At 68.9% G+C, this 25,880-nt stretch carries 20 protein-coding genes and 1 pseudogene; 10 read left to right on the top strand and 11 right to left on the bottom strand.

The window, feature by feature from the left end; all coding sequences use genetic code 11:
• The gene (locus tag AC1DQJ_RS16690) at positions 1-264 is read right to left on the bottom strand and encodes a MoaD/ThiS family protein (protein WP_477605299.1); all 264 of its coding nucleotides are present in this window, start codon (positions 262-264) and stop codon (positions 1-3) included.
• Complete coding sequence (locus AC1DQJ_RS16695) at positions 264-1,388, bottom strand: glycosyl hydrolase (protein ID WP_477605301.1); 1,125 nt, start codon at positions 1,386-1,388, stop codon at positions 264-266. Before AC1DQJ_RS16695 ends, AC1DQJ_RS16690 begins: the two co-directional genes overlap by 1 nt.
• Positions 1,389-1,516: 128 nt before the next feature.
• Here AC1DQJ_RS16695 and AC1DQJ_RS16700 point away from each other — a divergent pair, with 128 nt between their 5' ends.
• From AC1DQJ_RS16700 to ku, 5 genes are read left to right on the top strand one after another with little or no spacing between them, the layout of a single operon-like run.
• Entirely contained in the window at positions 1,517-2,299 is a 783-nt protein-coding gene (locus AC1DQJ_RS16700; protein ID WP_477605303.1) for an ImuA family protein, read from the top strand.
• Positions 2,223-3,884 carry a Y-family DNA polymerase gene (locus AC1DQJ_RS16705; RefSeq protein ID WP_477605305.1) on the top strand — a complete coding sequence of 554 codons (1,662 nt, stop codon included), beginning with the start codon at positions 2,223-2,225 and terminating at the stop codon, positions 3,882-3,884. Before AC1DQJ_RS16700 ends, AC1DQJ_RS16705 begins: the two co-directional genes overlap by 77 nt.
• The gene (locus tag AC1DQJ_RS16710; protein ID WP_477605307.1) at positions 3,881-7,096 is read left to right on the top strand and encodes an error-prone DNA polymerase; all 3,216 of its coding nucleotides are present in this window, start codon (positions 3,881-3,883) and stop codon (positions 7,094-7,096) included. The genes AC1DQJ_RS16705 and AC1DQJ_RS16710 overlap by 4 nt, the downstream gene beginning before the upstream one ends.
• 57 nt (positions 7,097-7,153) lie before the next feature.
• On the top strand, positions 7,154-8,662 hold the full coding sequence (locus tag AC1DQJ_RS16715; protein WP_477605309.1) for a carboxylesterase/lipase family protein: 1,509 nt from the start codon (positions 7,154-7,156) through the stop codon (positions 8,660-8,662).
• Positions 8,663-8,719: 57 nt separating this feature from the next.
• Positions 8,720-9,577 (top strand): non-homologous end joining protein Ku, encoded by an 858-nt coding sequence (ku, locus tag AC1DQJ_RS16720; protein ID WP_477605311.1) that lies wholly within the window; start codon positions 8,720-8,722, stop codon positions 9,575-9,577.
• Between the two features lies 1 nt (position 9,578).
• Here the strand turns inward: ku and AC1DQJ_RS16725 are convergent, their stop codons facing one another.
• The 4 genes and pseudogenes from AC1DQJ_RS16725 to otsB form a co-directional block, all read right to left on the bottom strand.
• Positions 9,579-9,983: an RcnB family protein gene (locus tag AC1DQJ_RS16725; protein WP_477605313.1), complete on the bottom strand. Its 405-nt coding sequence runs from the start codon at positions 9,981-9,983 to the stop codon at positions 9,579-9,581.
• Positions 9,984-10,098: 115 nt separating this feature from the next.
• Positions 10,099-12,696: a DNA ligase D gene (ligD, locus tag AC1DQJ_RS16730; protein ID WP_477605315.1), complete on the bottom strand. Its 2,598-nt coding sequence runs from the start codon at positions 12,694-12,696 to the stop codon at positions 10,099-10,101.
• A gap of 49 nt (positions 12,697-12,745) precedes the next feature.
• Positions 12,746-14,107: pseudogene (locus tag AC1DQJ_RS16735) on the bottom strand (alpha,alpha-trehalose-phosphate synthase (UDP-forming)); the annotation flags it as partial.
• On the bottom strand, positions 14,104-14,856 hold the full coding sequence (gene otsB, locus AC1DQJ_RS16740; RefSeq protein ID WP_477605317.1) for a trehalose-phosphatase: 753 nt from the start codon (positions 14,854-14,856) through the stop codon (positions 14,104-14,106). The gene otsB and the pseudogene AC1DQJ_RS16735, both read right to left, overlap by 4 nt.
• 179 nt (positions 14,857-15,035) lie before the next feature.
• Between otsB and zwf the strand changes: the two genes are divergently transcribed.
• Positions 15,036-16,505, top strand: a complete 1,470-nt coding sequence (gene zwf / locus AC1DQJ_RS16745) for a glucose-6-phosphate dehydrogenase (protein ID WP_477605319.1) — start codon at positions 15,036-15,038, stop codon at positions 16,503-16,505.
• On the opposite strand, the gene AC1DQJ_RS16750 is transcribed toward zwf, so the two are convergent.
• Together AC1DQJ_RS16750 and AC1DQJ_RS16755 are read right to left on the bottom strand one after the other, a co-directional pair.
• Positions 16,506-16,694 (bottom strand): DUF5961 family protein, encoded by a 189-nt coding sequence (locus tag AC1DQJ_RS16750; RefSeq protein ID WP_477605321.1) that lies wholly within the window; start codon positions 16,692-16,694, stop codon positions 16,506-16,508.
• Between the two features lie 54 nt (positions 16,695-16,748).
• Positions 16,749-18,545 carry a glycoside hydrolase family 15 protein gene (locus tag AC1DQJ_RS16755; protein ID WP_477605323.1) on the bottom strand — a complete coding sequence of 599 codons (1,797 nt, stop codon included), beginning with the start codon at positions 18,543-18,545 and terminating at the stop codon, positions 16,749-16,751.
• Between the two features lie 192 nt (positions 18,546-18,737).
• On the opposite strand from AC1DQJ_RS16755, the gene pyk reads away from it, so the two are divergent.
• A complete protein-coding gene (gene pyk, locus AC1DQJ_RS16760; protein WP_477605325.1) occupies positions 18,738-20,156 on the top strand; it encodes a pyruvate kinase in 1,419 nt (472 codons plus the stop codon).
• A 116-nt stretch (positions 20,157-20,272) separates the two neighbouring features.
• Complete coding sequence (locus tag AC1DQJ_RS16765; RefSeq protein WP_477605327.1) at positions 20,273-20,701, top strand: YciI family protein; 429 nt, start codon at positions 20,273-20,275, stop codon at positions 20,699-20,701.
• A 67-nt stretch (positions 20,702-20,768) separates the two neighbouring features.
• Here the strand turns inward: AC1DQJ_RS16765 and AC1DQJ_RS16770 are convergent, their stop codons facing one another.
• Positions 20,769-21,224, bottom strand: coding sequence for an AraC family ligand binding domain-containing protein (locus tag AC1DQJ_RS16770; protein ID WP_477605329.1), 456 nt, complete (start codon positions 21,222-21,224; stop codon positions 20,769-20,771).
• Positions 21,225-21,357: 133 nt separating this feature from the next.
• On the opposite strand from AC1DQJ_RS16770, the gene AC1DQJ_RS16775 reads away from it, so the two are divergent.
• The gene (locus AC1DQJ_RS16775) at positions 21,358-21,741 is read left to right on the top strand and encodes a YidH family protein (RefSeq protein ID WP_477605331.1); all 384 of its coding nucleotides are present in this window, start codon (positions 21,358-21,360) and stop codon (positions 21,739-21,741) included.
• Between the two features lie 41 nt (positions 21,742-21,782).
• Here AC1DQJ_RS16775 and AC1DQJ_RS16780 read toward each other — a convergent pair whose 3' ends face one another.
• Both AC1DQJ_RS16780 and AC1DQJ_RS16785 read right to left on the bottom strand, forming a co-directional pair.
• The gene (locus AC1DQJ_RS16780; RefSeq protein WP_477605333.1) at positions 21,783-23,933 is read right to left on the bottom strand and encodes an amylo-alpha-1,6-glucosidase; all 2,151 of its coding nucleotides are present in this window, start codon (positions 23,931-23,933) and stop codon (positions 21,783-21,785) included.
• An 11-nt stretch (positions 23,934-23,944) separates the two neighbouring features.
• On the bottom strand, positions 23,945-25,012 hold the full coding sequence (locus AC1DQJ_RS16785) for a glycosyltransferase family 4 protein (protein WP_477605335.1): 1,068 nt from the start codon (positions 25,010-25,012) through the stop codon (positions 23,945-23,947).
• Between the two features lie 176 nt (positions 25,013-25,188).
• Between AC1DQJ_RS16785 and pgl the strand changes: the two genes are divergently transcribed.
• Positions 25,189-25,863 carry a 6-phosphogluconolactonase gene (pgl, locus tag AC1DQJ_RS16790; protein WP_477605337.1) on the top strand — a complete coding sequence of 225 codons (675 nt, stop codon included), beginning with the start codon at positions 25,189-25,191 and terminating at the stop codon, positions 25,861-25,863.
• Positions 25,864-25,880 lie beyond the last annotated feature (17 nt).

Here is a 25,880-nt window from a genome sequence, read left to right on the forward strand (position 1 = left end):
CTAGCCGCCCGACAACGCCCCGAAGATCAGCACTTCGTCAGCTTCCGCCAGCGTCAGTCGGATGTCGGGCGCGCGGTCGCCGTTGCGGAAGATGCGCATGTGGCGGCGGATGCGGTCCTGCTCGTCGATCACCCTGAACTTCAGGCCGGGATAGCGGCGGTCGAGGTCGTCCAGCACTTGCTCGATGCTGCCGCCGTCCGCGGCCAGCCGGCTGACCCCGTCCGTGTAGGAGGTCAGCTGCGAGGGGATGAAGACCTGGACCATCAGAGTGGGGCCGCCACCACCGAATAGATTTCCGGAAGATGCTGCGCCACCGGCCGCCAGGCGCCGCCCTCGTCGTCGCTCATCCAGACTTCGCCGTTGGTGGCGCCCAGATAGAGGCCGACCGGATCGTTGGCGTCGGCGCAGAACGCCTGGCGCTTGACGGTGAACCAGCCCTGCTCGGTCGGGAAGCCGTGGTCCTGCCGCTCCCAGCTCTTGCCGGCGTCGCGGGTGCGATAGGCGGCGGGCCGCCCGCCTGGGCTTGTACGCGGCCAGACCTCGGTGCCGTCCATCGGAAACACCCAGGCGGTGTCGGCCTGGCGCGGATGCGGGACGATGGTGAAGCCGATGTCGCCGATCTCCTGCGGCATGGCCTGACCGATCCGGTCCCAGCGCTCGTCTGGCCGATCCAGCCGGTAGATGCCGCAGTGGTTCTGCTGCCAGATGCGGTCGGGCATGGTCGGGGCCAGGGCGATGTAGTGGGCGTCCTGGCCGTACTCCGGATAGGGGTCGGGAAAGAAATTCGCCTCCACGCCCTGATTGAGAGGTCGCCAACTGCCGGCTTGGTCCAGGCTCTCGAACACGCCGCCGGTGGAGGTGGCGAGGTACATGTGGCGCGGGTCGCGCGGGTCGATCTGGATCTGGTTGAGAAGGGCCCCGTCCGGCGTGCCGCCGTCGGCAGGGCACCAATCCCAGTATTTCGGGTGATCGTTGAAGCCGGCGACGCTTTCCCAGGTGACGCCGCCGTCAGCGCTACGGAACAGGCCCGGCGGCGAGGTCCCCGCCCACCACACGTCCGGTTCGCTGAGGTGGCCGGGCTCCAGCCAGAAGCTGTGGTCCACCGATCGGGCCGGTCCGTCTTCCTCCGCCTTCGCAAAGGCCGGCGGCTGTTTGGCCTCGGCCCAGGTCTGGCCGCCGTCGGTAGAGCGGAAGATGGTCGGGCCCAGGTGGCCGGTGGAGGCGGCCATCAGCAGGGTCTTTCCGTCGCGCGGATCGAGCACCAGGTGGTTGACGATGTGGCCGAGGAAGATCGGCCCCTGAACCGCCCACTTCTTGCGGGCGGCGTCGCTGCGATAGATCCAGGCGCCCTTGCGGGTGCCGACGAGAAGCTGGACTGCGGTGGACATGGGACCTCCCGGAATTCTGCTTTGCCGAAGCATAGCACCTGTCCGAACGCCGGGGCGCCACCGTGAGGTGCTTGACTCCTGCGCGCTCAAAACTAGAACAAAAGAAGAACTTGGAGAACGGAAAAGCCATGTCCGGTTTTCGCGATGGCCGCCTGGCGGCGCTCAAGGCGAAGATCTCCGCGCTCGAGGCGGGGGGGCGAGCGGACTCTGAATCTCTACCGTTCGGCGCGTCGCTGCTGGATCGCTGCCTGCCGGGCGGAGGCTTGCCGCTGGGCCAGTGGCACGAGTTCACCGGCGCGGGAATGGAGGCCGAGATCGGCGCCTGCCCGGCCGCCTTCGCCGCCCTGAGCGCCGCGCCCCTGGCTCGCCGGGGCGAGGCGGTCTGGATCCTGCGCCGCGACGACCTGTTCGCCCCTGGCCTGGTCGGGCTGGGCTTTCCGGCCCAGCGCCTGATCCAGGTCTGCGCCCGCGACGAGGACGAAGCCTTGGCCGTGGCCGAGGACGCCCTGGCCAGCGTCGGGGTGTCGGCGGTGTTCGCCGAGGTGGAAAGCGTCGACCTGACCGCCGGCCGGCGCCTGCAGCTGGCCTGCGAGAAGCACGGAGCCACCGGCTTCATCATCCGCCGCCGGCCCTATGGCGGGACGGGACGCAGGGAGACGACGGGTTCGGCCGCGGCCACCCGCTGGAAGATCACGCCCGAGGTCAGTGAGCCTGGCCCCGGGGAGTTTGGCCTGGGCCCGCCGCGCTGGCGAGCCGAGCTGGAGCGCTGCCGGGGCGGGCGACCGGGCGTCTGGCTGATGGAGGCCGCGGCCGCATACACCTGGGAGGCCGAGAATGGCCCGCATCCTCTGCGCGTGGTCGCCGAACTGGGCGATCGCCAACTGGCGCCGGCGGAACGCCTCGCAAGCTGAGGCCCTGTTTTCAGTTCCTCCCCTCTTGGGGGAGGTGGATCGGCGCGAAGCGGCGAGACGGAGGGGGACTGCTCCCTCGTCGGCGTCAAAGTCCCCCTCAGTCAACCATCCGGCTGACAGCTCCCCCAGAGGGGGAGCACCCCCCTTCGCCCTGATTGAGACCGTCAAGGGCGCGCGCCGGCTGGCGGCGGTGGACAAAGGCGCCCGGGCGCTCGGCCTGTTCGCCGGCCAGAAGGCGGCCGACGCCATGGCCCTGGTGCCCAACCTCGTCACCGCCGAGGCCGAGCCGGAGGCGGACGCCGCAGCGCTGACCGCCCTGGTCGACTGGTCGGTGCGCTTCTCGCCGGCGGTGGCCGCGGCCGCGCCCGACGGCCTGTTCCTGGACATTGCCGGCGTCGCTCATCTGTGGGGCGGCGAGGCGCAACTCGCAGCCGACTATCGCGCGCGGCTGGCGAAGAGCGGCGTCTATGTGCGGTGCGCGGTGGCCGACACGCCCGGCGCGGCCTGGGCCCTGGCCCACTACGGCAAGGGCGCAGAGATCGTCGCTCCGCCGAACGGACAGGCCGACATGCTGGCCTATCTGCCGCCCGCGGCCCTGCGCCTGGAGCCGGAGGCCGCCGCCCAGATGGAGCGCCTGGGGCTGCGGCTGCTGCTGCAGATTCTCGGCCTGCCGCGTGCGCCGCTGGCCCGCCGCTTCGGCCGCCAGACCCTGATCCGCATCGACCAGGCCATGGGCCGGGCTGAGGAAGCGCTGAGCTTTCGGCGTCCGCCGCACCCCTGGTTCGCGCGGCTGGCCTTCTTCGAGCCGATCAGCGCCCTGGAAGACCTGCAGCGGGTCACCTTCGATGTCGCCGCCAAGCTGTGCGAGCGGCTGGAACGCGAGGGTCAGGGCGCCCGCCGCTTCCGTATCGCCTTCCATCGGGTGGATGGCATCGCCCTGCCGCTGGACATCGGTCTGGCCCTGGCGGCCCGCGACCCGGCCCGGATCGCCAAGCTGCTGAACCCCAAGCTGGAGACCATCGACCCCGGATTCGGGATCGAGGTGGTCACCCTGGAGGCCGAGGACGTAGAGCCCATTTCCGGCCGCCAGGTGGGTCTGGACGCCCGCCAGGACGCGGCGGTGGAGGATGGCCTGGCGCCGCTGGTCGATCGGCTGACCAACCGTCTGGGCGAGGGCCGGGTCTGGAAGACCGCGCCGGTGGAAAGCCATGTGCCCGAACTCTCGGCCCGGCCCGCCGCTCCCTTCGGCCCCGTCGCGGCTCAGGCCTGGAACCCGGAGGCGCCGCGGCCGCTGCGTCTGTTCCGCCAGCCGGAACTGCTGGAAGGGGTGATGGCCCTGACCCCCGACGATCCGCCGCGCCAGTTCCAGTGGCGGCGGCGGGTGCACCGTATCGCCCGCGCCGAGGGTCCCGAGCGCATCGGCGAGGAGTGGTGGCGCGGCGACATCACCGCCGTCAGCCCGCACCATGTCCGTGACTACTACCGGGTCGAGGACCAGGCGGGCGCGCGCTTCTGGGTCTATCGCGAGGGGCTGTACGAGGCCGGCGCGCCGGCTCGCTGGTGGATGCATGGGGTGTTCGGATGACCCGTTACGCCGAGCTCCAGACCACCAGCAATTTCTCCTTCCTGCGGGGCGCATCGCACCCGTACGAGCTGGTCAGCGCCGCAGCCATGCTGAAGCTGGAGGCGGTCGGGATCTGCGACCGCAACTCCCTGGCCGGGGTGGTGCGGGCCTGGTCGCAAGTGAAGCGGCTCAAGGAGCACGGCCTCAAGGTCCGCGCCCTGACCGGTTGCCGGCTAGACTTCGCCGACGGGACGCCGTCGCTGCTCTGCTACCCGTCTGACCGCGAGGCCTATGGCCGCCTGACCCGGCTGCTGACCGCCGGCCAGCTGCGCTCGGAGAAGGGCGAGTGCGAGCTGCATTGGGAGGACTTCCAGCAGGCGGCCGAGGGCCAGCTGGTGCTGATCGTGCCGCCGCCGCGTCTGGACGAGCGGTTCGAGCGCGACCTGCGCCGCATTGGCGGGGAGTTGCGCGGCCAGGTCTGGCTGGCCGCCTCGCGGCCCTATGGCGCGCGCGACCTGCAGCGGCTGTCGAAGCTGGCCGCCCTGGCGCAGATGTCGGGCGCGCCGATGGTCGCCACCAACGACGTCCTCTACCACCTTCCCGACCGCCGCCCGCTGCAGGACGTGGTCACCTGCATCCGCGAGACCTGCACCATCCACGAGGCCGGCCTGCGGCTGGAGGCCAACGCCGAGCGGCACCTGAAGCCGCCGGAGGAGATGGCCCGCCTGTTCGCCCGCTTTCCGGGCGCCGTGGAGCGCAGCGTCGAGATCGCCGAGCGGGTCGGCTTCGACCTGTCGAACCTCAGCTACGAGTACCCGGACGAGCCGGTGCCGTCCGGCAAGACCGCGATCCAGCACCTGCGCGACCTGACCTGGGAGGGCGCCCAGTGGCGGTTCGAGAGGGGCATGGGCGAGAAGGAGCGCAAGACCCTGGAGCATGAGTTGGAGCTGATCGAGAAGCTCGGCTTCGCCAACTACTTCCTTACCGTGCACGACATCGTTCAATGGGCCCGCGAGCAGGACATCCTCTGCCAGGGGCGGGGCTCGGCGGCCAATTCCTGCGTCTGTTTCTGCCTGGGGGTGACCGCGGTCGACCCGACCAAGGATGACCAGGATCTGCTGTTCTCGCGGTTCATCTCCGAGAAGCGCGGGGAGCCGCCGGACATCGACGTCGACTTCGAGCACGCCCGCCGCGAGGAGGTGATGCAGTACGTCTATCGCCGCTATGGCCGCCACCGGGCGGCGATCGTGGCGACGGTGATCCACTACCGCCCGCGCATGGCGATCCGCCAGGTCGGCAAGGCGCTGGGCCTGACCGAGGACGTCACCGCCGCCCTGGCCGGGACCATCTGGGGCAGCTGGGGCGAGGAGGTGCCGGACGACTACATCCGCCAGGCCGGGCTCGATCCCGCCAACCCCGAAGTCCGCCGGGCGGTCGACCTGGCCACCCAGCTGCTGAAATTCCCGCGCCACCTGTCGCAGCACGTCGGCGGCTATGTGCTGACGAAGCGGCGGCTGGACGAGACCGTGCCGATCGGCAACGCCGCCATGGTCGATCGCACCTTCATCGAGTGGGACAAGGACGACATCGATGCACTGGGCCTGATGAAGGTCGACGTGCTGGCGCTCGGCATGCTGACCGCCCTGAAGAAGAGCTTCGACATGATCCCCGCCGACGATCCCATGGTCGGGCGCAAGATCAGCAACATCGCCCACATCCCCCAGGAGCGGCCGGAGGTCTACGACATGCTCTGCAAGGCCGACTCGGTCGGGGTGTTCCAGGTCGAGAGCCGGGCCCAGATGTCGATGCTGCCCCGGCTGAAGCCGCGAAAGTTCTACGACCTGGTGATCGAGGTGGCGATCGTGCGGCCAGGCCCGATCCAGGGCGACATGGTCCATCCCTATCTGCGCCGCCGCGACGGGATCGAGCCGATCGACTACCCCCGCCCCTCGCCGCCGCATCCGCAGGACGAGCTGAAGGCGATCCTCGGCAAGACCCTGGGCGTGCCGCTGTTCCAGGAACAGGCCATGCGCATCGCCATCGAGGCGGCCAAGTTCTCCGAGAACGACGCCGACGGCCTGCGCCGCTCGATGGCCACCTTCCGCCATCACGGCAATGTCGGGGAGTACGAGCAGAAGTTCATCCAGGGGATGGAATCGCGCGGCTACGACCCGGCGTTCGTCGGCCGCTGCTTCGAGCAGATCGAGGGGTTCGGCTCCTACGGCTTTCCGGAGAGCCACGCGATCAGCTTCGCCCTGCTGGTCTACGCCTCGGCCTGGGTGAAATGGCGCTGGCCGGACGCCTTCCTGGCCTCGCTGCTGAACAGCCAGCCGATGGGCTTCTACCAGCCGGCCCAGCTGGTGCGCGACGCGCGCGAGCATGGGGTCGAGGTGCGCGGCCCCGACCTGCTGGCCAGCGACTGGGACTGCACCTTGGAGACCGCCGCCAAGCCGGGCCGCTATCGCGCCGTCCGCCTGGGCCTGCGCCAGATCAAGGGCTTCAGCGAAAAGGAGGCCGAGCGTCTGGTCGCCGCCCGCGAGGCCGGCGTGCGCAGTATCGAAGGTTTCGCGGTTCAGGCCGGGCTCAACCGTCGCTCGCTGGAGCTGCTGGCCGAGGCCGACGCCTTCGCCTCGCTAGGTCTCAGTCGTCGTCAGGCGCTGTGGGCGGTGAAGGGCCTGGCCGACGAAACCGGATCGCTGAAGACCGCCCCGCTGCTGGCCGCCATGGGCGTAAAGGAACATCAGGTCGAGCTGCCGCTGATGAACCTGCCCCAGGAAGTGACCGAGGATTATCGCACCACCAGCCTGTCGCTGCGGGCCCATCCAGTCGGCTTCTTCCGCGAGAGCTTGAAGAATCTGGGGGCGATCACGGCCCGCGAGTTGCTCCGCACGCGCGACCGCAAGCTGGTCTCCGTCGGTGGATTGGTGCTGGTCCGCCAGCGGCCGGGCACCGCCAAGGGCGTGACCTTCCTGACCCTGGAGGACGAGACCGGCATCGCCAACATCGTGGTCTGGAAGGACGCGTTCGACGCCAACCGGCGGCTGGTCATGACCTCGTCCTTCCTGGTGGTCCACGGCCAGGTGCAGAGCGAGAGCGGCGTGGTCCACGTGGTGGCCCGCAAGTTCACCGACCTTTCCCACCGCTTGGCCGAGATGCGCCAGGAAGATGGGCCCGCGCCGCAGGTCCGCAGCAAGGTCCAAGGCGGTCTGATCCGTAGTCGCGACTTTCACTGAAGCTTGACCTGATCGGCTGCGCGCCGAATTCTCCCCAGCCGCAAGAGGGGGACCGCCATGCTGCGTCTGGGCGTCGTACTGTTGGGAAGTCTGGTTCTGGCCAGCGCGGCCAGGGCCGAGGCCCCGAAGGTCAAGGTCGAGAGCGGCGTCCTGGTCGGCCAGGAGACCGAGCGCGCACTGATCTTCCGCAACGTGCCCTATGCCGCGCCGCCGATCGGCGACCTGCGCTGGGCGCCGCCGAAGCGTCCACTGGCCTGGAGCGGCGAACGCCCGGCGGCGGAAAAAGGCCCGTCCTGCCCGCAGAAGATGAACGCCGACGGTTCTCCCAACGAAGGCAGCGCCAACGGGCCGATCAGCGAGGACTGCCTGCAGCTCAACGTCTTCGCACCCAAGGGCGCCAAGAAGGCCCCGGTCATGGTCTGGCTGCACGGCGGCAGCCACAAAACCGGAGCCGGCTGGATCTATGACGGCCAGAACTTCGCCCGCGACGGCGTGGTGCTGGTGGCGATCAACTACCGCCTCGGCGCGCTCGGCTATTTCGCTCATCCGACCCTGACCAAAGCGGCCGCCAAGGGCGAACCGCTCGGCGACTACGGCCTGATGGACCAGATCGCCGCCCTGCAGTGGGTCCAGCGCAACATCGCCGCCTTCGGAGGCGATCCGAAGAACGTCACCGTCTTCGGCGAAAGCGCCGGCGGCGGCAGCACGCTGGCGCTGCTCGCCACGCCCAGCGCTAAGGGCCTGTTCCAGAAGGCTGCGGTGCAGTCGGGGGGAGGCTGGAGCAAGCCGACCACCCTGGCCAAACAAGAGGCCGCCGGGACATCCGCCGCCGCCAAGCTCGGCCTGCCGGCGGATGTCCCGCTCGCCGATCTTCGCGCCGTGCCGGCGGAGCAATTGGTCGAGGCCACCGAGGCCGCCGACTATGGCCCGTTCGCCGACGGGCGGCTGTTGAAGGAAACCGTCGCCCAGGCCTTCGCCGCCGGCCGTGAGATCGACGTTCCGCTGATGATCGGCGCCAATTCCGGAGAAGACTCGCTGCTGGGCCGCAGCCTTCCGAACGCCGCAGCGATGGCGGCGCTGATCCCGGCGCAAACTAGAGCTGCTTATTCCGACGAGGCGGCCAAGGGCGACGAGGCCCTGGTGCGTGCAGCGTTCGGCGACCACTACATGGTCGCTCCGGCCCGTTGGCTGGCGGCCAAGGCGGCCGACGGCAAGCCCGCCTGGCTGTACCATTTCTCCTATGTCGGCTCACGCTTCCGGCCGATGGGGGTCACCACCTCGGCCCACGCCGCCGAGATCCAGTACGTGTTCGAGTACTGGGGCCGGCGCACGCCCGAGAGCATGGTCGCCGCGGACGACCGGGCGATGGCGACCCTGATGCACGGCTGCTGGGTGGCGTTCGCCAAGACCGGCGCGCCCGCCTGCGCCGTCGCTTGGCCACCCTATGAGCCGGCCAAGGACCAACTGGTGGAATTCGGCCCCGACAGCGGCGTGCGCAGCGGCTTCCGAAAGGACCGGCTGGACGCCCAGGAGGCGCTCGTCCTGCCAAGCTTGACCCTGCCTTAGAACTGAATCGCCAAGCTCGGCGTTCTGAGACTCTGGCCTTTCGGGGAGTCTGGAAACATGGCCGCGCGTCCCACTTGGCAGGGCTATCTGCGCCTCTCGCTCGTCAGCTGCCCCGTGGCGCTCTACACCGCCACCTCACGCAGCGCCGACGTCTCCTTCAACATGCTGCATAAGGAGACGCACAACCGCATCCGCATGATTCCGACCGACCCCGAGACCGGGCCGGTCGAACGAGCCGACATCGTCAAGGGCTACGAGATCGAGAAGGGCCGCTACGTCGTCGTCACCGACGAGGAGATCAAGAACGTGCGGCTGGAGACCACCCGCACCATCGACATTGAGCGCTTCGTCGACGCCGCGGAGATCGACCGGCTCTACTGGAACGATCCGTACTTCCTGGCTCCGGACGGTGAACTGGCGGCCGAGGCCTTTGGCGTCATCCGCGAGGCGATGGAAGGGGCCGGAAAACTGGCCCTGGCTCGGGTCGTGATGCATCAGCGCGAGCGGCTGATGGCGCTGGAGCCCCGCGATCTGGGGATTGTCGCCTACACCCTGCGCAACAACAAGGAAGTGCGCGACCCGGCCGAATTTTTCGATCGGATCCCGGACGCTAAGGCCGATCCGAAGATGGTCGCCATCGCCGAGAAGATCATCGATCAATTGGAAGGGCCGTTCGATCCATCGGAGTTCAACGACCGATACGAGGAAGCTCTGCGCAAGCTGATCAAGGAGAAGGAGGCCAGCCACGGCGTCACCGCTCCGGTCGAGGAGCCCAAGGAGGCCGAGGTCATCGATCTGATGGAGGCCCTGCGCCGCAGCCTTGGCGAGGCCGGGCCCCGGCGACGCAGCGAACCGCGGGCTCCATCGAAGAAGCCCGCGGCCCGAAAGTCGTCGCCGCGCAAGCGCGCGTCCTGACCTACTGGAACAGATCCACGATCACCGAGGCGATGATGCCGGTGGCGGCAGCGGTCAGCAGCACGTCGTTGTCCACCCGCGTGTAGTAGTAGCCGCGGGGCGGCGGCGGCAGGCGGTAGTAGTTGTAGTTCACGACCCGATAGCGCTCGGCCCGATAGGCGGGCGGCAGCTGATCGCCGCGATCCCAATAGCGGTGCTCATACCCGCTCGGACGGTGGTAGGCCGCGGCGCGGTAGCGGTGCTCAGCCTTGCGAACGTCGCGGTCGTATTTGCGCTCGGCCTTGTCGATGCGCTGCTCATACTTGCGCTCGGCCTTGTCGCGATGCCCGCCATGCGGATCGGCGTAGGCGGCGCTGGCGCCGGCCAGCACACTCAGGGCCACGGCCGCGGTCAGAAACTTCTTCATGGCTGTCTCTCCAAACTCGAACACGCACAGACCATAGGCCGCCAAGCTTGAGCGCGACCTGAACCGTACGGTTCGGTTTAGGTTCATCTAGACGGCGAAGCTGTGGCGGGATGTTTCAGGCCAGACGCTTGATCGCTGTTTCCAGCGGCCGCTCGCTGTCAGCGTAGTCGGCCCAGGCGCTGGTCTTGGCCAGCAGCCCCGGCGCGGTGCGGATCGTATAGCGCAATGGGTCGAGCCCGGCCCGCACCTGGCTCCAGGTCAGGGGAAAGGACACCGCAGCGCCCTCGCGCGCCCGCGGCGACGACGGCGCGACGGCCGTGGAGAGCCGGTCGTTACGCAGGTAGTCCAGGAATATCCGGCCATCGCGCAGCTTCTTGGCCATGTTGGCGACATAACGGTCCGGCTCCTCGGCCGACATCCGCTCGCACAAGGTCTTGGCGAAGGCCTTGGCGGTGGGCCAGTCCAACTCGCCCGTCGGCGGGCTGAGCGGCGTCACAACATGCAGGCCCTTGCCGCCGGTGGTCTTGCAGAAGGCGATCAGCCCCAACTCCTCCAGGCGGTCGCGGACGTCGCGGGCCGCGGCCACCACCTCGTCGAAGGTGACGTTCGGGCCTGGGTCGAGGTCGAAGATCAGCCGCCCGGGCGTTTCCGGCTCATGAGGGCGGCAGTTCCAGGGGTGGTATTCGACCGCGCCGATCTGGGCCAGGGCGGCCAGGGCCTCGGGCCGATCGACCTGCAGATAGGGCGCGTGGTCGCCGAACACCTCGACTTGCGACAGCAGCGGCGATGCGCCCTTGCCGGCATGGCGCTGGAAGAATTGTTCGCCGCCCAGGCCGTCGGGCGTGCGGATAATCGAGCAGGGGCGCCCCTCGATGTGCGGCAGCATCCAGTCGGCGACGCTCTCCAGATACTCCGCCAGCTCGAGCTTGGTCACCGGCTCAGGGCTATCCGCCGAGTTCGGCCACAAGGGCTTGTCGGGGTTCGAGATGGCCACACCCATGACCTTTGGATCGCCCATACGCTTCTTTCCCGCAGCCGCCGCCGGCGTGACCAGCTTTGCGTCCTTGGCCGGGACTGGCGCCTCGGCCTCCACCTCGCTGGCCGGCTTGTCCTCGCGCAGTCCCTTGAACGCGCCCTGCCGGACCGCGCCGCTGTCGGTGAAGCCGGCGAACTCGATCTCGGCCACCAGCTCCGGCCGGGCCCAGTTGATGTCGCCTTCCTTGCGTGGGGCATCCTTGCCGGTGAACGGGCTCTTGTCGCTCTCCAGCGGCTCGAGCTTAGGCAACAGTCGGCGGACCACTTCGCTGCTGAAGCCGGTGCCGACCCGGCCGGCATAGACCAGCTTGCCATCACTGTAGGTTCCGACCAGCAGGGAGCGCAGCCGACCCTTCTCGCCGGTCCAGCCGCCGATCACCACCTCCTCGCCCGCCCGGTGCTTGGCCTTGACCCAGCCGTCGCCGCGACCGGACCGATAGGCGCCCTCCATGCGCTTGGAGACGACGCCTTCCAGCTCCAGGCGCTGGGCCGAGCGCCAAAACGCCTCGCCCGAAGTCTCGAAATGCTCGACGTAGCGCAGATGCGGGTCGGCGCCGGTCAGCAGCGCCTGCAGCCGGGCCTTTCGCTCGCGCAGCGGCAGGTCGCGCAGGTCCTCGCCGGCGGCGAACAGCAGGTCGAAGGCGAAGTAGATCAGCTCCTCGCCGCGCCCATCGGCCAGTGCCGACTGCAGGGCCGGGAAATTCGGCTTTCCTTTGGGGTCGAGGGCGACGGCTTCACCGTCGAGAATGCAGTCGGGCAGGACGGCAGCCGCCTTGGCGATGCCGCCGAACCGCGGGGTCCAGTCCAGGCCCTTGCGGGTGCGGATCACCGCCTTGGAGCTCTCGACCCGCACCTGCAGGCGATAGCCGTCGAACTTGACCTCGTGCCCCCAACCGGAGCCCGGCGGCGGCCGCGCCACCGGCTTGCAAAGCTGCGGTTCGACGAAGTCCGGCATGGCGGCGGACTTGACGACCCGCGCCTTCGCGGGCGAGGCGGCCCTCTCGGCCTTGGCTTCCCCGCGCGGCTTGGATTGCCAGACGCCGTCTGCCTTGCCCTCGGCGGCGGTGATGAACGGCTTGGGCGCCTTGCCCTTGCCGGCGGCGATGTCGGCCATCGGGCGGCCCGAGGCGACCGAGGTGTCGTTGTCCTTGAGCAGCGCGTCGTCGTCGCCTTCGCGGGCGAATTGGTCCTTGTGCTTGATCAGCAGCCAGTTGTTACGGTCGCCGCCATTGCGGTCGTGCTTCATCCGCACCAGCACGAAGCCGCCGTGCAGCCGCTCGCCCTCCAGCACGATTTTCAGGTCGCCTTTGGCCAACGCCTCGTGGGCGTCGGTCCCGGGTTCGGGCGCCCAGTAGCCGCGGTCCCACAGCATCACCGAGCCGCCGCCGTACTGGTTTTTGGGAATGGTGCCCTCGAAGTCGCCGTAGTCGAGGGGATGGTCTTCGACTTCGACCGCGAGCCTACGTTCGTGGGGGTCGAGGGATGGGCCCTTCGTCACCGCCCAGGACTTGAAGACCCCGTCCAGTTCCAGCCGGAAGTCGTAGTGCAGTCGTGTCGCCGCGTGCTTCTGGATCACGTAACGCAGGTGCTGGGCCGGCAAGACCTTGGCCCGGCCGCTCGGCTCCGCCGTCTGCGTGAAGTCCCGCATCGATTGGTAGCGGGCGAGCTTGTTCGCCATAGAACGGTCCCTCGGCGCTCCGCGCGCGGTCGCTGGTCCGCGTCGTGGCGAGAGCGCTCACATAGGAGTCGCGCCAAGCGGTGACGTCCTCGCGCAGGACATTGTCGAAGAGAGCGCGCCAACGCTCGATTCGCTCCGCCAGATCCATTGAGAGCGCGCGGTGCAGTGCTTCGGCGATCTCTTCGGGGCTGTTCGGGTTGACCATCAAGGCGGCCGTCAATTGCTTGGCGGCGCCGGCGAACCGCGACAGCACCAGCACGCCGGGATCGTTGGGATCCTGGGCGGCGACGAACTCCTTGGCCACCAGGTTCATGCCGTCCCGCATTGGGGTGACCAGCCCGACCTTGGCGGCGCGATAGGCGCCGGCCAGCTCGTCGCGCCGATAGTTGCGGTTCACATACCGGACGGGGTTCCAGTCGATGTCGGCGTACTCGCCGTTGATCCGGCCGGAGAGCGCGTCGAGCCGCCCGCGGATCTCGCGATAGGCGTCGACGCTTTCGCGGCTGATCGGAGCGATCTGCAGGAACAGCACGTCACGGCGCAGGTCGGGATGGTCGGCCAGCAGCCGTTCGAAGCCCAGGAACCGCTCCTCCATGCCCTTGGAGTAGTCGAGCCGGTCGACCCCGATGATCATCTTCCGGAAAGCGGTGTGCGCGGCCATCACGTCATAGGTGCGGCGCGCACGCGCGGTCTTGGCCAGCGCTGCAAACTCGCGGGCGTCGATGCCGATCGGGAACTCGCCGACCCGGATGGTGCGGCCGAAAGCGCGCAGCAGGTCCTCGCCGACCACGCTGCCGCGGGCCTCGTTCAGCACGTATTCCTCGAACGCCTGGCGATATTCCGCGGTCTGGAATCCGACCAGGTCGTAGGCGAACAGCGCCTCCACCAGCGCGGCGTGGCGCGGCAGCGTGGTCAGCAGCTGGTGCGCCGGCCACGGGATGTGCAGGAAGAAGCCGATCCGGTTGGTGACCCCCAGACTCCGCAGTTCGTGACCAAGCGGGATCAGATGATAGTCATGGATCCAGACTAGGTCGCCGTCTTCGATCAGCGGCCGCAGGGTTTCGGCGAAGCGCCGATTGACCCGCTGGTAGCCCTCGTCGAACGAGCGGTCGTAGGCGGTCAGGTCCTGGCGATAGTGGAACAGCGGCCACAGGGTCTTGTTGGCGTAGCCGTTGTAGTACTCGCTGAGATCGACCTCCTCGAGGTCGATGGTGGCGATGGTCACGCCCTCGACCCGCTGCAGGTTCATCTGGCCGGTGAATTCCGGCGCAGTCTTGCCGCTCCAGCCGAACCACAGACCCGAGTACTCGCGCAGCGCCGCAGCCAGGGCCATGGCGAGGCCGCCGACGGCCTCGTCGCCCTTGCTGGTCGGCGGCGTCACGCGATTGGAGACGACGATCAGCCGGCTCATCGCGCGGCCTCCAGCCAGGCGAGCGCCGCCTCGACGCCGTCCATGCGGTAGATGGCGGTGGTGCGCCGCGGCGGGCCGATCAGGATTCCATAGCCGCCCAGCTGGCGCGCGGCGAAGAAGCCGTGCTCGTCGGTCAGGTCGTCGCCGAGAAAGATCGGCCGCGTTCCCCTGAACGGGGCCTCGCCCATGAAGGCGCGGATAGAGTCGCCCTTGCTGGCGCCAGGGGTGCGTAGCTCGATCACCATGTCGCCGGGCTGCAGGGTGAGGCCGCTGACCACGGCCATTCGCTCGGCCAGGTCGATCACCTCGCGGGCGCGGTCGGGGGCCTGACGGTAATGCAGGGTGAGGCTGAGCGCCTTGTCCTCGACCAGCAGCCGTGGGTCGCGGCTGGCGAAGTCGCTCAAGGCGGCGCGGGCGGGGGCCAGGCCCGGATGCGGCGGGGCCTCGCCGACGATGCCGTTGGCGTCACGGCGGACCAGGCCGTGGATCGCCGCCACACAGATCACCCGTGCCTCCAGGATACGGTCGATGTCATCGAGGGAGCGGCCGCTGACCACTGCCAAACGTCCGTTCAGGCGGGCGTCCAGGCTGTCGAGCAGATCGTTGCGGCGCACGTCAGGACCCACGTCTTGCGGACGCGCGGCAATCGGCGCCAGGGTTCCGTCCAGGTCCAGAAACAGGGCGGCGCCGTCCAACGCCGGGTGCGTGGGGGGGCGTTCAAGCCCAAGACTCAGTTCTTCGATGCTCATATGCGCCTTCGCCCCGCAGCCCAACGTCAACGCCCGGCGGCGCCTTTCGATCCGGCTCGCTCCGGCCACGTCCTCCTTTGCCTGTCAGGCGAAAAAACCAGCGAGAGAGTCTTGACGTTGCACGGTCGAACGCAGCTATGCGGACACGAAGTCGTTTTCTCGCGAAAAGGTGACACCTGATGGCGGAGCAACCTCTCGCTGACGTGATCGTGCTCTTCGGCGGCACGGGCGACCTCGCCCAGAAGATGCTCTTCCCGTCGCTGTACAACCTCGATGCGGACGGCTTCCTGGCGCCCAACTTCGCCATCATCTCGACGGCCCGCGCCGAGATGAGCCACGAGGCGTTCGTCGCCCAGATCAAGGACACCATCGGAGCCCGCTTGGGCGACGGCGAGTTGGACGCCAAGGTCTGGGCGCGGTTCGAGCAGCGCCTGCGCTATGTCGGCGCCGACGCCACCACCGCCGAGGGCGCGGCGCAGCTGAAGGCGGCGATCGGCGAAGGCCGCACGCCGATCTACTACCTGGCCCTGTCGCCCAGCATCTATGGCCGGGTCTGCGCGGCGCTGGCCGCGGCGGGCCTCGCCGGACCCCACACGCGTATCGTGCTGGAGAAGCCGATCGGCAGGGACCTGGAGAGCTCCAAGGTCATCAACGGCGCGGTGGCCGAGGTCTTCCCCGAGGAGAGCATCTTCCGGATCGACCACTACCTGGGCAAGGAGACGGTGCAGAACCTGCTGGCCCTGCGCTTCGCCAACACCCTGTTCGAGCCGTTGTGGAACAACCTGACGATCGACCACGTGCAGATCACCGTGGCCGAGACCGAGGGCGTCGGCGACCGTTGGCCCTACTACGACGAGTACGGCGCGCTGCGCGACATGGTGCAGAACCATATGCTGCAGCTTCTCTGCCTGGTGGCGATGGAGCCGCCCTCGGACATGGAGCCCGACAGCGTCCGCAACGAGAAGGTCAAGGTGCTCCGCTCGCTGCGCCCGGTCACCCGCGCCGACGTCCAGACGGTCAGCGTCCGCGGCCAGTACACGCCAGGCGTCGCCGGCGGCCAGTCGGTGAAGGGCTACGAGGCCGAGCGCGGCCAGCCCAGCGACACCGACACCTTCGTCGCCCTGCGCGCCGACATCGACAACTGGCGCTGGGCCGGGGTGCCGTTCTTCCTGCGCACCGGCAAGCGCCTGCCCGAGCGGCGCACCCAGATCGCCATCCAGTTCAAGCCGGTGCCGCACTCGATCTTTGAAGGCGCGGCGGAGGCCGACCTTGTCGCCAACCGGCTGGTCATCGACCTGCAGCCGGACGAGGACATCGAGCTGCTGCTAATGAACAAGGCGCCGGGACTGTCGGAGCGGGGGATGCGGCTGCAGTCGCTGCCGCTGTCGCTGTCGCTGGCCAAGGCCTATTCGGGCCCCAACTCGCGCCGCCGCATCGCCTACGAGCGGCTGATCCTCGACGTCATCCAGAAGAACAGCACCCTGTTCGTCCGTCGGGACGAGGTCGAACGGGCCTGGGAATGGATCGACGGCATCGCCTCGGCCTGGCGTGAATCTTCAATGACGCCAAAGCCTTACGCCGCTGGCAGCTGGGGCCCGGCCGGCGCCTTCGCGCTGATCGAACGATCCGGCCGCGCCTGGTACGACTAGCTAGTCGAGGTCGATCTTGAAGCTGCGCCGCTCGCCGGTGGCGCAGTCGGTCAGTTCGACCTGGCCCTCGTGGCAGAGGTCGGCGAACTCCAGCGCGGCGTCCTCGAAGCTGGCGCCGACGATCTCATAGGTCGCGCCGCCGGCGGCGCGGGCCTCGTAGCGGTGCAGGGTCTCGGTAGCATGGAACATGGGGCCGCCCTTTCAGCGTGTCCCCATAGGGAATCCATGATTCGCCAAAAGGATTCATCGGACAGATGACCACGGGCGCGAGAGCATGGTGGCGCAGTTGATCAGCCCGACCAGCGAGTAGGTCTGCGGGTAGTTGCCCCACAGCTCGGCCCCGCTGAAGGCGATGTCCTCCGACAGCAGGCCCGCGGCGGTGCGCCGGCCGAGCATCTCTTCGAACAGCTGGCGCGCCTCGTCCGAGCGGCCCGACAGGTGCATCACCTCGATGAGCCAGAAGGTGCAGATATTGAACGCGGTCTTGGGTTCGCCGAAGTCGTCTGGGATCGCGTAGCGCAGCATGTAGGGGCCGCGGCGCAGGCCCTTCTCGACCGCCGCGATGGTGGCGGCCATGCGTGGATCGTCGGGGCTGACGAAGCGCACGTCGACCAGCTGCAGCAGGCTGGCGTCCAGTTCGTCGCCGCCGAAGGTCGCCGCGAAGCGGCCAAGCTCTTGATTCCAGGCGCATTCTTCTATGGTTGCGCGGATCTGGTCGGCGCGCGCGTTCCAGTAATTGGCCCGCTCGGTGAGGCCCAGCTTGTTGGCGGCGTTGCCCAGTCGGTCGCAGGCGGCCCAGCACATCACCGCCGAATAGGTGTGCACGTTTTCCCGGCCGCGGAACTCCCAGAGGCTGGCGTCGGGCTTGTCGTGCAGCTCGAAGGCCCGCTCGCCGACCGGCTCAAGGCTATGGAAGTCCTCGATGCTGGCGGGGCGGAACAGCCGCTCGTCGAAGAAGGCCTGCACGGTCGAGAGGATGATCTGGCCGTAGACGTCGTGCTGCAGATGCTCGTGCGCCTGGTTGCCGATCCGCACCGGCCCCATGCCGCGATAGCCGGCCAGATGCTCGGCAAAGCGCTCGGTCAGCGAGGGCTCGAGCCCAACTCCGTAAAGGGGTTGCACGTGGCCACCCTTGGAGCGGTCGACGATGTTCCGCAGATAGCCGAAATAGTTCTCCATCATGTCGGCCGCGCCTAGCCGGTTCAGGGCCTGGACCACGTAATAGGCGTCGCGCAGCCAGCAGTAGCGGTAGTCCCAGTTGCGGCCGCTGCCCTCGTGCTCGGGGATCGAGGTGGTCAGGGCCGCGACGATGGCCCCAGTCTCCTCGTGGGCGCAGAGCTTGAGGGTGATGGCGGCGCGGATCACCGCCTCCTGCCATTCCAGCGGGACAGACAGGGTCCGCACCCAGCCGCGCCAATAGGCGGTGGTTTCCTTCAGCATCCGCTCGCAGGTGGTGGCCAGGTCGGCGTCGAAGCCTTCGTCGGGGCCAAGGAACATGGCCACCGGCTCTTCCAGCCGAAACAGCCGCTCGGTCGAGATGTGCGAAACCGGCGCGTCGGTGGTCAGGCGCAGGGTGAAGGCCCCGCCGACGAAGCGCAGGTGATTGGAGCCGTGAGTGCGCTCGGCCGGGCGCTCGCCCCAGTTCACGGTGGGCCGCAACCGTATGCGCACCTTGGGAACGCCGGCGATCGGACGCACCAGGCGCACAACGGCGAGCGGGCGATAAACCCTGCCGAACTGCCGATAGCGCGGACAGAAGTCGATGATCTGGACGATGGCCCCGGAGGTGTCGGCGATCTCGGTCACCAGGATCGGGGTGTTGCGCAGATAGCTCTGGGTGATCGAGGCCTGGTCCTCGACGTCAACGGCCCAATACCCGTGCGCATCGGGGTTTGCGTCGGGATGCTCGCCGAGCAGGCTCGAGAACATCGGGTCGCCGTCGACCCGCGGGACGCAGGCCCAGACCAGCCGACCGGCCCGGTCGATCAGCCCGCTGGCCGCGCAATTGCCTATCGGAAACAGATCGAGATCTTGGGTCATCTTGGCAGGTTTTCCGCGTCAGCTTCCAGTTTCAGGCCGATCGGCGCGCGCGGCCAAGCCGACTTCGCGAGCGCCCTCGAATCAAGTTCGAAAGGGAAACGCTGTCCATGGTTCCGGGTTAGGCCATATTGCGCGGCGATTTAGTGGGATTAGGCTGATGACACCGGTTACCGTGCCTCCGATGGAGACGAGATGATCCGCGCCCGCCGCGCCCGCATCGTTGCGACCCTTGGCCCCGCCAGCCGCGAGGCCGGCATGGTCGCGGCCCTGGCCAGCGCCGGCGCCGACGTGTTCCGCGTGAACTTCAGCCACGGGACCCACGAGGACCACGCCCGCACCATCGCCAATGTCCGCGCCGCCGAGGCGGCGGTGGGCCGGCCGCTGGCGGTGCTGGCCGACCTGCAGGGGCCGAAGATCCGGCTGGGCGAGTTCGCCGACCGCGTGGTGCGCATCAAGGTCGGCCAGGATTTCCGGCTCGACGTCTCCGAGGAGCCGGGCGACGCCAGCCGCGTCGGGGTGCCGCTGGCCGAGGTGTTCAGCGTGCTGCGGCCGGGCTCCGACATCCTGCTCGACGACGGCAAGGTGCGGCTGCGGGTGCGCTCGAACGGCCCGGGCTACGCCGAGACCGAGGTGCTGGTCGGCGAGACCCTGTCCAACCACAAGGGCCTCAACCTGCCCGGCCACGCCATCCCGGTCCCGGCCCTGACCGCCAAGGACCGCGAGGACCTGGCCTTCGCGCTCAAGCAGAACGTCGACTGGGTGGCCCTGTCCTTCGTGCAGCGCGCCTCCGACATGGCCGAGCTGCGCCAGATCGTGCAGGGTCGCGCCGCGGTGCTGGCCAAGATCGAGAAGCCGGCCGCCATCGAGGCGCTCGACGAGATCCTCGACCTCTGCGACGGGGTGATGGTGGCGCGCGGCGACCTCGGCGTGGAGCTGAACCCCGAGGACGTGCCAGTGGTGCAGAAGGCGCTGGTCCGCGCCGCGCGCACCCGCGGCATCCCGGTGATCGTCGCCACCCAGATGCTCGAGTCGATGATCCACGCCCCGACCCCGACGCGGGCCGAAGCCTCCGACGTGGCCGGCGCGGTCTATGAGGGCGCCGACGCGGTGATGTTGTCGGCCGAGACCGCGGCCGGGGAGTTCCCGCTGGAAGCGGTGGCGATGATGAACCGCATCCTCACCCGGGTGGAGCAGGACCCGCGCTGGCCCGAGCTGATGCGCGCCGAATACCCGATCGAGGACGCCGACGCCGACGCCCTGGTCGCCGCCGCCAGCCGCGCGGCCGAGAGCGCCTCGACCGCCTGCATCGCCGCCTTCACCACCACCGGGCGCACCGCCCAGCGCCTGGCCCGCGAGCGGCCGTTGCAGCCGACCCTGGCCCTGACCCCCAACCTGCACGCCGCGCGCCGGCTGGCCCTGGTGTGGGGGGTGGAGGCGCGAGTGGTGCCGCAAATCAACGACCCCGAGGAACTGGCCAAGATGGCGGTCGCCCAGGCTGTCGCCGCCGGCCTGGCCGCTCCGAACCAGCGGGTGATCATCCTGGCCGGCCTGCCGATGGGCTCGCCGGGCGCGGCCAATATCCTGCGTATCGCGCACGCGCCGCGGGGGTAGCGGCTTCCGTTTCCTCCCCTGCTTTAGTGGGGGAGGAAACATGCACCTTTGTCGGTTTCCCTCGCCGTGGATCGTCCTAGGCTCAGATGGCCGGTGGGGCCGCAGGGAGAATGACGATGCGCGTGATGGTTTTGGTGAAGGCGACGGCCGCCAGCGAAGCCGGCGAGATGCCGTCGACCGAGCTGCTGGAGCAGATGGGCAAATACAACGAGCAGCTGATCCAGGCCGGGATCATGCAGGGCGGCGACGGGCTGCACCCCTCGTCGAAGGGCAAGCGGGTGGCGTTCGACGGCGCCGGGCGTGTCGTGATCGACGGCCCGTTCGCCGAGACCAAGGAAGTCGTCGCCGGCTACTGGCTGTGGGAGGTCAAGGATATGGCCGAGGCGGTCGAGTGGGTGAAGCGCTGCCCCAACCCGATGCCAGGCCCCAGCGAGATCGAGATCCGTCCGCTGTTCGAGATGGAGGACTTCGGCGAGGCGCTGACCGGCGAGGTCGCCGAGCTGCACGAGCACAACCGCGAGAGCCTGGAAGCTCGGACGAGCTGAATTTCCTCCCCTGCGTCAGCACCCTTTCCTCCCCCATCCTGATGGGGGAGGGGAGGAAAAGGGTCGCCTACTTCGTCTCGAACTTGGCGACCAGGTAGAGGACGTCGCCGCCGGCGGGGACGACCACCTGGTGCGGCTGGCCGGCGGGGATGAACAGGGTGTCGCCGGGCGCGAGGTCGTAGGTGCGGCCGCCGGTGATCTGGCCGCCGCGCCATTCGTTCTCGGCGGTCTGGCGCTGGCCCTCCAGGGTCCCGCCGACGATGACGCTGGCGTGGCCCTTCTCGACGATGAACTGGTCGTGGTGCTTGGCGTGCAGCTCGGCGTCGCCGGTGCGGTCGCGCCGCACGGCCAGGAACAGCCCGCCCGGCCCGGTCGGCAGGATCGGATTGGCGACGCCGTCCTTGAGCGTGGCGACCTTGGCGTGGATCTCGGCGGCGGTGAGGAGGTGGGCGCCCGCGTCCTGGGCCAGGGCGGGAGCAGCGGCCGCGAGCAGACCGGTGACGACAAGGGCTCTGATGATCATGGGAACCTGCAAGGTGAAGCTTCGCCTGAGCTAAGCACGGCGCGGCGCCGCTGTCAGGGATACGCCCGATGTCTGGCGCGGCGTTCCGGTGTTTCCCTGGCGCGATCTAAGCCGCGCGACGGCGGAGGGTGCGATGGCCCTGCTCAAGCGACCCCAGGTCCTGCCCAAGGACATGGGCACAATCCGCACGATCATGGCGGCCGACCGCACCTTGATGGCCTGGGTGCGCACTTCGCTGTCGATGCTGAGTTTCGGCTTCACCATCTACAAGGTGCTGGAGACCGCGGTTAAGCAGGACGACATGCTGCATCCCAACAGCCCGCAGCAGGTGGGGCTGTTCCTGGCGGCCATGGGCACGGGCTCGATCGTGCTCGGCCTGATCAGCTACTGGACCACGCTGAAGGACCTGCAGCGGACCGAGGAGTTCCGGCTGGGGCGGCCGACCCTGCTGATCGCCTCGATCATGGCTGTGGCGGGCCTCTTCCTTTTCTACGCTATCGCCCGTCGCGTAATCTGAGCCCCTGTAAGGCGCAAGGCCTGCCGTTCCGGTAGGCGGGGCTAGCGGACCCGCACCTGGATGCCGGTGCGGCTGCGGCCCAGGACGTCTATGCGGCGGCCGGCCCGTTCGAAGAGCAGGTCGACCTTCTCGTCGCCGATCCGCAAGCCGTCGATCTCCAGCCGGTCGATGCCGATCGGCAGGCGCGGGTCGATGACATGGATCTCGCGGTTCCAGCCGTCGATGTTCAGCCCCAGGCAGGCCTGCAGCATCATGAACACCGAGCCGGCGGCCCAGGCCTGGGGCAGGCAGGCGACCGGATAGGCCACCGGCGGCTCGCCGGCGTTGCGCGGGAAGCCGCAGAACAGCTCCGGCAATCGCATCTCGAAGGCGCTGGCGGTCTCGAACAGGCCCGAGGTCAGGTTGACCACCGCCTCGCGCTCGCCGTAGCGCGACAGCCCCATGGCGCAGACCGCGGTGTCGTGCGGCCAGATCGAGCCGTTGTGATAGCTCATCGGATTGAAGCGCGGCTCGCCGGTGGCCAGGGTGCGCAGGCCCCAGCCGCTATCGAACGCCGCCGAGGTCAGGCGCTCGGCGACCTTGCGGGCGCGGGCCGGGCTGGGCAGCCCCGAGAACAGCAGATGGCCCGGATTGCTGGTCAGGACGCGGCAGAGCTCGCCGTCCCCATCGATGGCGATGCCGTAGAAGTCGTGCTCCTCCATCCAGAACCGCTCCTCTACCGCCTCGCGGATCTGCTCGGCGCGGGCGGCCCAGCGGGCGGCGTTGTCCTGGTCGCCGCGGTGGTGGGCCAGCTTGGCCATGGCGCGGTAGGCGGCGAAGGCGTAGCCCTGCACCTCGGCCAGGGCGATCGGCCCTTCGGGGAAGCGGCCGTCGGCGTGGAAGACGCTGTCCTCGCTATCCTTCCAGCCCTGGTTGGCCAGGCCCGAGTCCTTGCCGCGCTTGTAGTCGATCAGGCCGTCGCCGTCGGCGTCGCCATAGTTCTCGATCCAGCGGACCGCTGCGGTGAGGGCCGGCCAGAGGTCCTCGATCAGGGTCATGTCGTGGGTGCGCTCGGCATAGGCGCCGGCCAGGGCCACGAACAGCGGCGTGGTGTCGACCCCGCCGTAGTAGCGGGCGAACGGCACCTCGCCCAAGGCCGGCATCTCGCCCTTGCGGGTCTCGTGCATGATCTTGCCGGGGGCGGAGTCGCGGAAGGCGGAAACCTCCTCGGCCTGGTGGGCGGCCAGGTAGGTCAGCACCCCCTTGGCTAGCGAGGGCTCGAACCAGAGGATCTGCCAGGCGGTGATGATCGCGTCGCGGCCGAAGGCGGTCGAGAACCAGGGGATGCCAGCATAGGGATAGGGGCCGGTCTCCATGCGGGTGGTCAGCAGGGCCAGGTCCGCCCGCGACTTCTCCAGCCATTCGTTGAACAGCCGCCCGGAGCTCTTGATCCGCGCGCCGTGGCGGCGGCGTGCGCGCATGTCCCAGCGGGCGCGGGCGGCGGCGTAGCGGTAGCGCTCGCGGCTGGGAATGACGCCGCTGGTCGCGCCGATCTCCAGGAACAGCTCCAGCCGGCCCTCAGGCTCCAGCGAATACATGTAGTCGGCGCGGTGGCCGGTGATCCTGGCCGGCGGGTCGGAGAAGGCGATCACGCTGCAGCGCTCGACCTTGTCGAGGCCGTCGTAGCGGAAGCAGACGCTGCGGCCGTCAATCTCCGGCGGATGCATGAAGCCGCGGTGCTCGCGATGCAGGCCGCGGACCTCGAACATGTCGCGGAAGTCGGCGGCGAACTCCACCGACAGCGGGATCAGCACCACGTCGCGGCTGTAGTTGACGCAACAGATGCGCTCGTAGAGCCGCTCCTCCCAGAGGAAGCGCTTGCGCTCGACGTGCAGCACGCCCGGCGGTCCGACCGGCCCGCCGGGATAGGGCAGGGCCTGGTTGGCGCCGTGCGAGGTGAAGAACACGTTGTCCTGGGCGATGGCGGCCGAGAGCAGCGAAGGCGGGCGGCCGCCGAGCAGCAACCGGAACGTCGACAGGATGCGGGTGTCGTTGTGGAACAGGCCATCGCCCGTACCGACGATGTCGCCGAAGGCGTCGGCGACGACGAAGGTGTCCTTGTCCTTCAGGGCGAACAGCCGATGGGGAACCCTGGGCTCGCCAGTATCGCCCGTTTCGACCGGCGCGTCGGGGGCCGGCGCGAGATCGTCCATAGCCGCTACCTTCAAGCGCTCGCGACGAGCGTGACGCCGCGTTCGGGGCGGGCCGTCCCGAGGCCGGCGTAGAGGTCGATGTAGCGCCTGGCCATGGCGACGCCCGAGAAACGCTCCTCGAACCTGCGCCTGACATCCCGCCGGTTCAAGTCAGGGATCCTGCGGATCGCGGCGACGGCCTCGGCCTCGGAATTGACGATGAAACCGGTCAGGCCGTCGTCGATCACCTCGGGGACCGAGCCGCAGCCATAGGCGACCACCGGCGTGCCGCAGGCCATGGCCTCGATCATCACCAGGCCGAACGGCTCGGGCCAGTCGATCGGGAACAGCAGCGCGTGCGCCCCGCCCAGGAAGGCGGACTTGTTCTCGTCGCCGATCTCGCCGACGAACTCGACCAGCGGTTCGCCGACGATCAGCGGTTCGATCTTTTCCTGGAAGTAGCGGGCGTCGGCCGGGTCGACCTTGGCGGCGATCTTCAGCTTCATGCCCAGACGCTTGGCGATGGCGATGGCGCGGTCGGGGCGCTTCTCCGGCGAGATGCGGCCGAGGAAGGCGAGATAGTCGCCCGGCGCGTAGTTCGGGCGGTAGAGGTCGGCCTTCATGCCGTGATGGACGGTGCCGGCCCAGTTGGCGAAGGCCAGCGGCTCGCGCTGGGAGTCCGAGATCGAGACCAGCGGGAACCGCTTCCAGCGCCAGTAGACGCCGGGCAGGTCCTTCAGGTCGAGCCGCCCGTGCAGGGTGGTCAGGGTCCGCTCCGGCATGTCCTCGAAGAACGGGAAGTGGATCATGTCGGTGTGGAAGTGGATCACGTCGAACTCGGCGGCGCGGCGGCGCACGTCCGACAGCATCGACATGTGCGCGGCGAGGTCGGACTTCAGCAGGGCGGGGTCCAGGCGGATGGCCTGATCGCGGACCTTGACCAGTCCAGCCCGGGTCTGGGCCTCGGCGCTGGCGAAAAGCGTTACGTCATGGCCAAGCTCGACGAGGGCGTCGGTCAGGTGCGCCACGACCCGTTCCGTACCGCCATAGAGCCGGGGCGGGACGGCTTCGTAGAGTGGCGGAACTTGAGCGATCCTCATGGCGGCGGGCCTCCTGATACTGTGGACGAGCGGCGGCGTGCGTCGGCCTGGGGCTCCGAAGCGACCGCAGGGGAAGTTCGCGAGAAGCAGGTTGGGTTCCGGGCCGTTGGGCTTTTCCTCATCTGCGGCGCGAATCTCTGGCGCGCGGGTCCAGTTGCTGCGTTATGGGGCGGATGATGATCGAGAGCTTCGCAACATCGGCCGACCTGGCGCGCGCCGCCGCTGACGCCACGGCGGCAGCGCTTGGCCAGGCCCTTGCTCAGCGCGGATCGGCGAGCCTGGTAGGAACCGGGGGGCGCTCGCCGGCCCCGGTCTATGATCTGTTGTCGGCCACGCCGCTCGACTGGGGCAAGGTCGCGGTGACGCTGTCCGACGACCGTTTCGTGCCGATCACCTCGCCGGACTCCAACGAGAAGCTGGTGCGCGAGCGGCTGCTGGTCGGCGCAGCGGCGTCGGCGCGCTTCGTTCCGATCACCTGCGCGGCGGCCAGTGTCGAGGAGGCCGCGGCGCAGGTCGAAGAGGACGTCCGGGCGCTGGCGCCCTACGACGTCCTGCTGCTGGGCATGGGGGAAGACGGACACGTCGCCTCGCTCATTCCCGGCGCGCCAGTCCTGGATCAGGGCATGGATCCGGCCGGGACCCGTTTCTGCCTCGGAATCCCCGCGGGGGTCGGCTCACCGCCGCTCGCCCGGGTGACCATGACCATGCCGGCCCTGCTGCAGGCGGCGCTGATCCTGGTGCTGATATCCGGAGAGAAGAAGCGGGCGATCGTGGACGAGGGGAACGGTCTGCCCGTGCACGCTTTGCTGGAACAGGCTAAAGCGCCGGTGCGCGTTCTCTGGACACCTTAAGTCAGGGCCACCTCCGA

Source organism: Phenylobacterium sp. P4_E10, assembly GCF_056401675.1.

What these genes read in the sequence shown, in the direction of transcription:
- AC1DQJ_RS16765 (WP_477605327.1), top strand. Translation starts at nt 20,273, where the DNA reads ATGCGCGTGATGGTTTTGGTGAAGGCGACGGCCGCCAGCGAAGCCGGC.
- AC1DQJ_RS16755 (WP_477605323.1), bottom strand. Translation starts at nt 18,545, where the DNA reads ATGACCCAAGATCTCGATCTGTTTCCGATAGGCAATTGCGCGGCCAGC.
- AC1DQJ_RS16690 (WP_477605299.1), bottom strand. Translation starts at nt 264, where the DNA reads ATGGTCCAGGTCTTCATCCCCTCGCAGCTGACCTCCTACACGGACGGG.
- ligD (WP_477605315.1), bottom strand. Translation starts at nt 12,696, where the DNA reads ATGGCGAACAAGCTCGCCCGCTACCAATCGATGCGGGACTTCACGCAG.
- AC1DQJ_RS16775 (WP_477605331.1), top strand. Translation starts at nt 21,358, where the DNA reads ATGGCCCTGCTCAAGCGACCCCAGGTCCTGCCCAAGGACATGGGCACA.
- pyk (WP_477605325.1), top strand. Translation starts at nt 18,738, where the DNA reads ATGATCCGCGCCCGCCGCGCCCGCATCGTTGCGACCCTTGGCCCCGCC.
- AC1DQJ_RS16750 (WP_477605321.1), bottom strand. Translation starts at nt 16,694, where the DNA reads ATGTTCCATGCTACCGAGACCCTGCACCGCTACGAGGCCCGCGCCGCC.
- AC1DQJ_RS16700 (WP_477605303.1), top strand. Translation starts at nt 1,517, where the DNA reads ATGTCCGGTTTTCGCGATGGCCGCCTGGCGGCGCTCAAGGCGAAGATC.
- AC1DQJ_RS16780 (WP_477605333.1), bottom strand. Translation starts at nt 23,933, where the DNA reads ATGGACGATCTCGCGCCGGCCCCCGACGCGCCGGTCGAAACGGGCGAT.
- otsB (WP_477605317.1), bottom strand. Translation starts at nt 14,856, where the DNA reads ATGAGCATCGAAGAACTGAGTCTTGGGCTTGAACGCCCCCCCACGCAC.
- AC1DQJ_RS16770 (WP_477605329.1), bottom strand. Translation starts at nt 21,224, where the DNA reads ATGATCATCAGAGCCCTTGTCGTCACCGGTCTGCTCGCGGCCGCTGCT.
- zwf (WP_477605319.1), top strand. Translation starts at nt 15,036, where the DNA reads ATGGCGGAGCAACCTCTCGCTGACGTGATCGTGCTCTTCGGCGGCACG.
- AC1DQJ_RS16705 (WP_477605305.1), top strand. Translation starts at nt 2,223, where the DNA reads ATGGCCCGCATCCTCTGCGCGTGGTCGCCGAACTGGGCGATCGCCAAC.
- pgl (WP_477605337.1), top strand. Translation starts at nt 25,189, where the DNA reads ATGATCGAGAGCTTCGCAACATCGGCCGACCTGGCGCGCGCCGCCGCT.
- AC1DQJ_RS16710 (WP_477605307.1), top strand. Translation starts at nt 3,881, where the DNA reads ATGACCCGTTACGCCGAGCTCCAGACCACCAGCAATTTCTCCTTCCTG.
- AC1DQJ_RS16695 (WP_477605301.1), bottom strand. Translation starts at nt 1,388, where the DNA reads ATGTCCACCGCAGTCCAGCTTCTCGTCGGCACCCGCAAGGGCGCCTGG.
- ku (WP_477605311.1), top strand. Translation starts at nt 8,720, where the DNA reads ATGGCCGCGCGTCCCACTTGGCAGGGCTATCTGCGCCTCTCGCTCGTC.
- AC1DQJ_RS16725 (WP_477605313.1), bottom strand. Translation starts at nt 9,983, where the DNA reads ATGAAGAAGTTTCTGACCGCGGCCGTGGCCCTGAGTGTGCTGGCCGGC.
- AC1DQJ_RS16785 (WP_477605335.1), bottom strand. Translation starts at nt 25,012, where the DNA reads ATGAGGATCGCTCAAGTTCCGCCACTCTACGAAGCCGTCCCGCCCCGG.
- AC1DQJ_RS16715 (WP_477605309.1), top strand. Translation starts at nt 7,154, where the DNA reads ATGCTGCGTCTGGGCGTCGTACTGTTGGGAAGTCTGGTTCTGGCCAGC.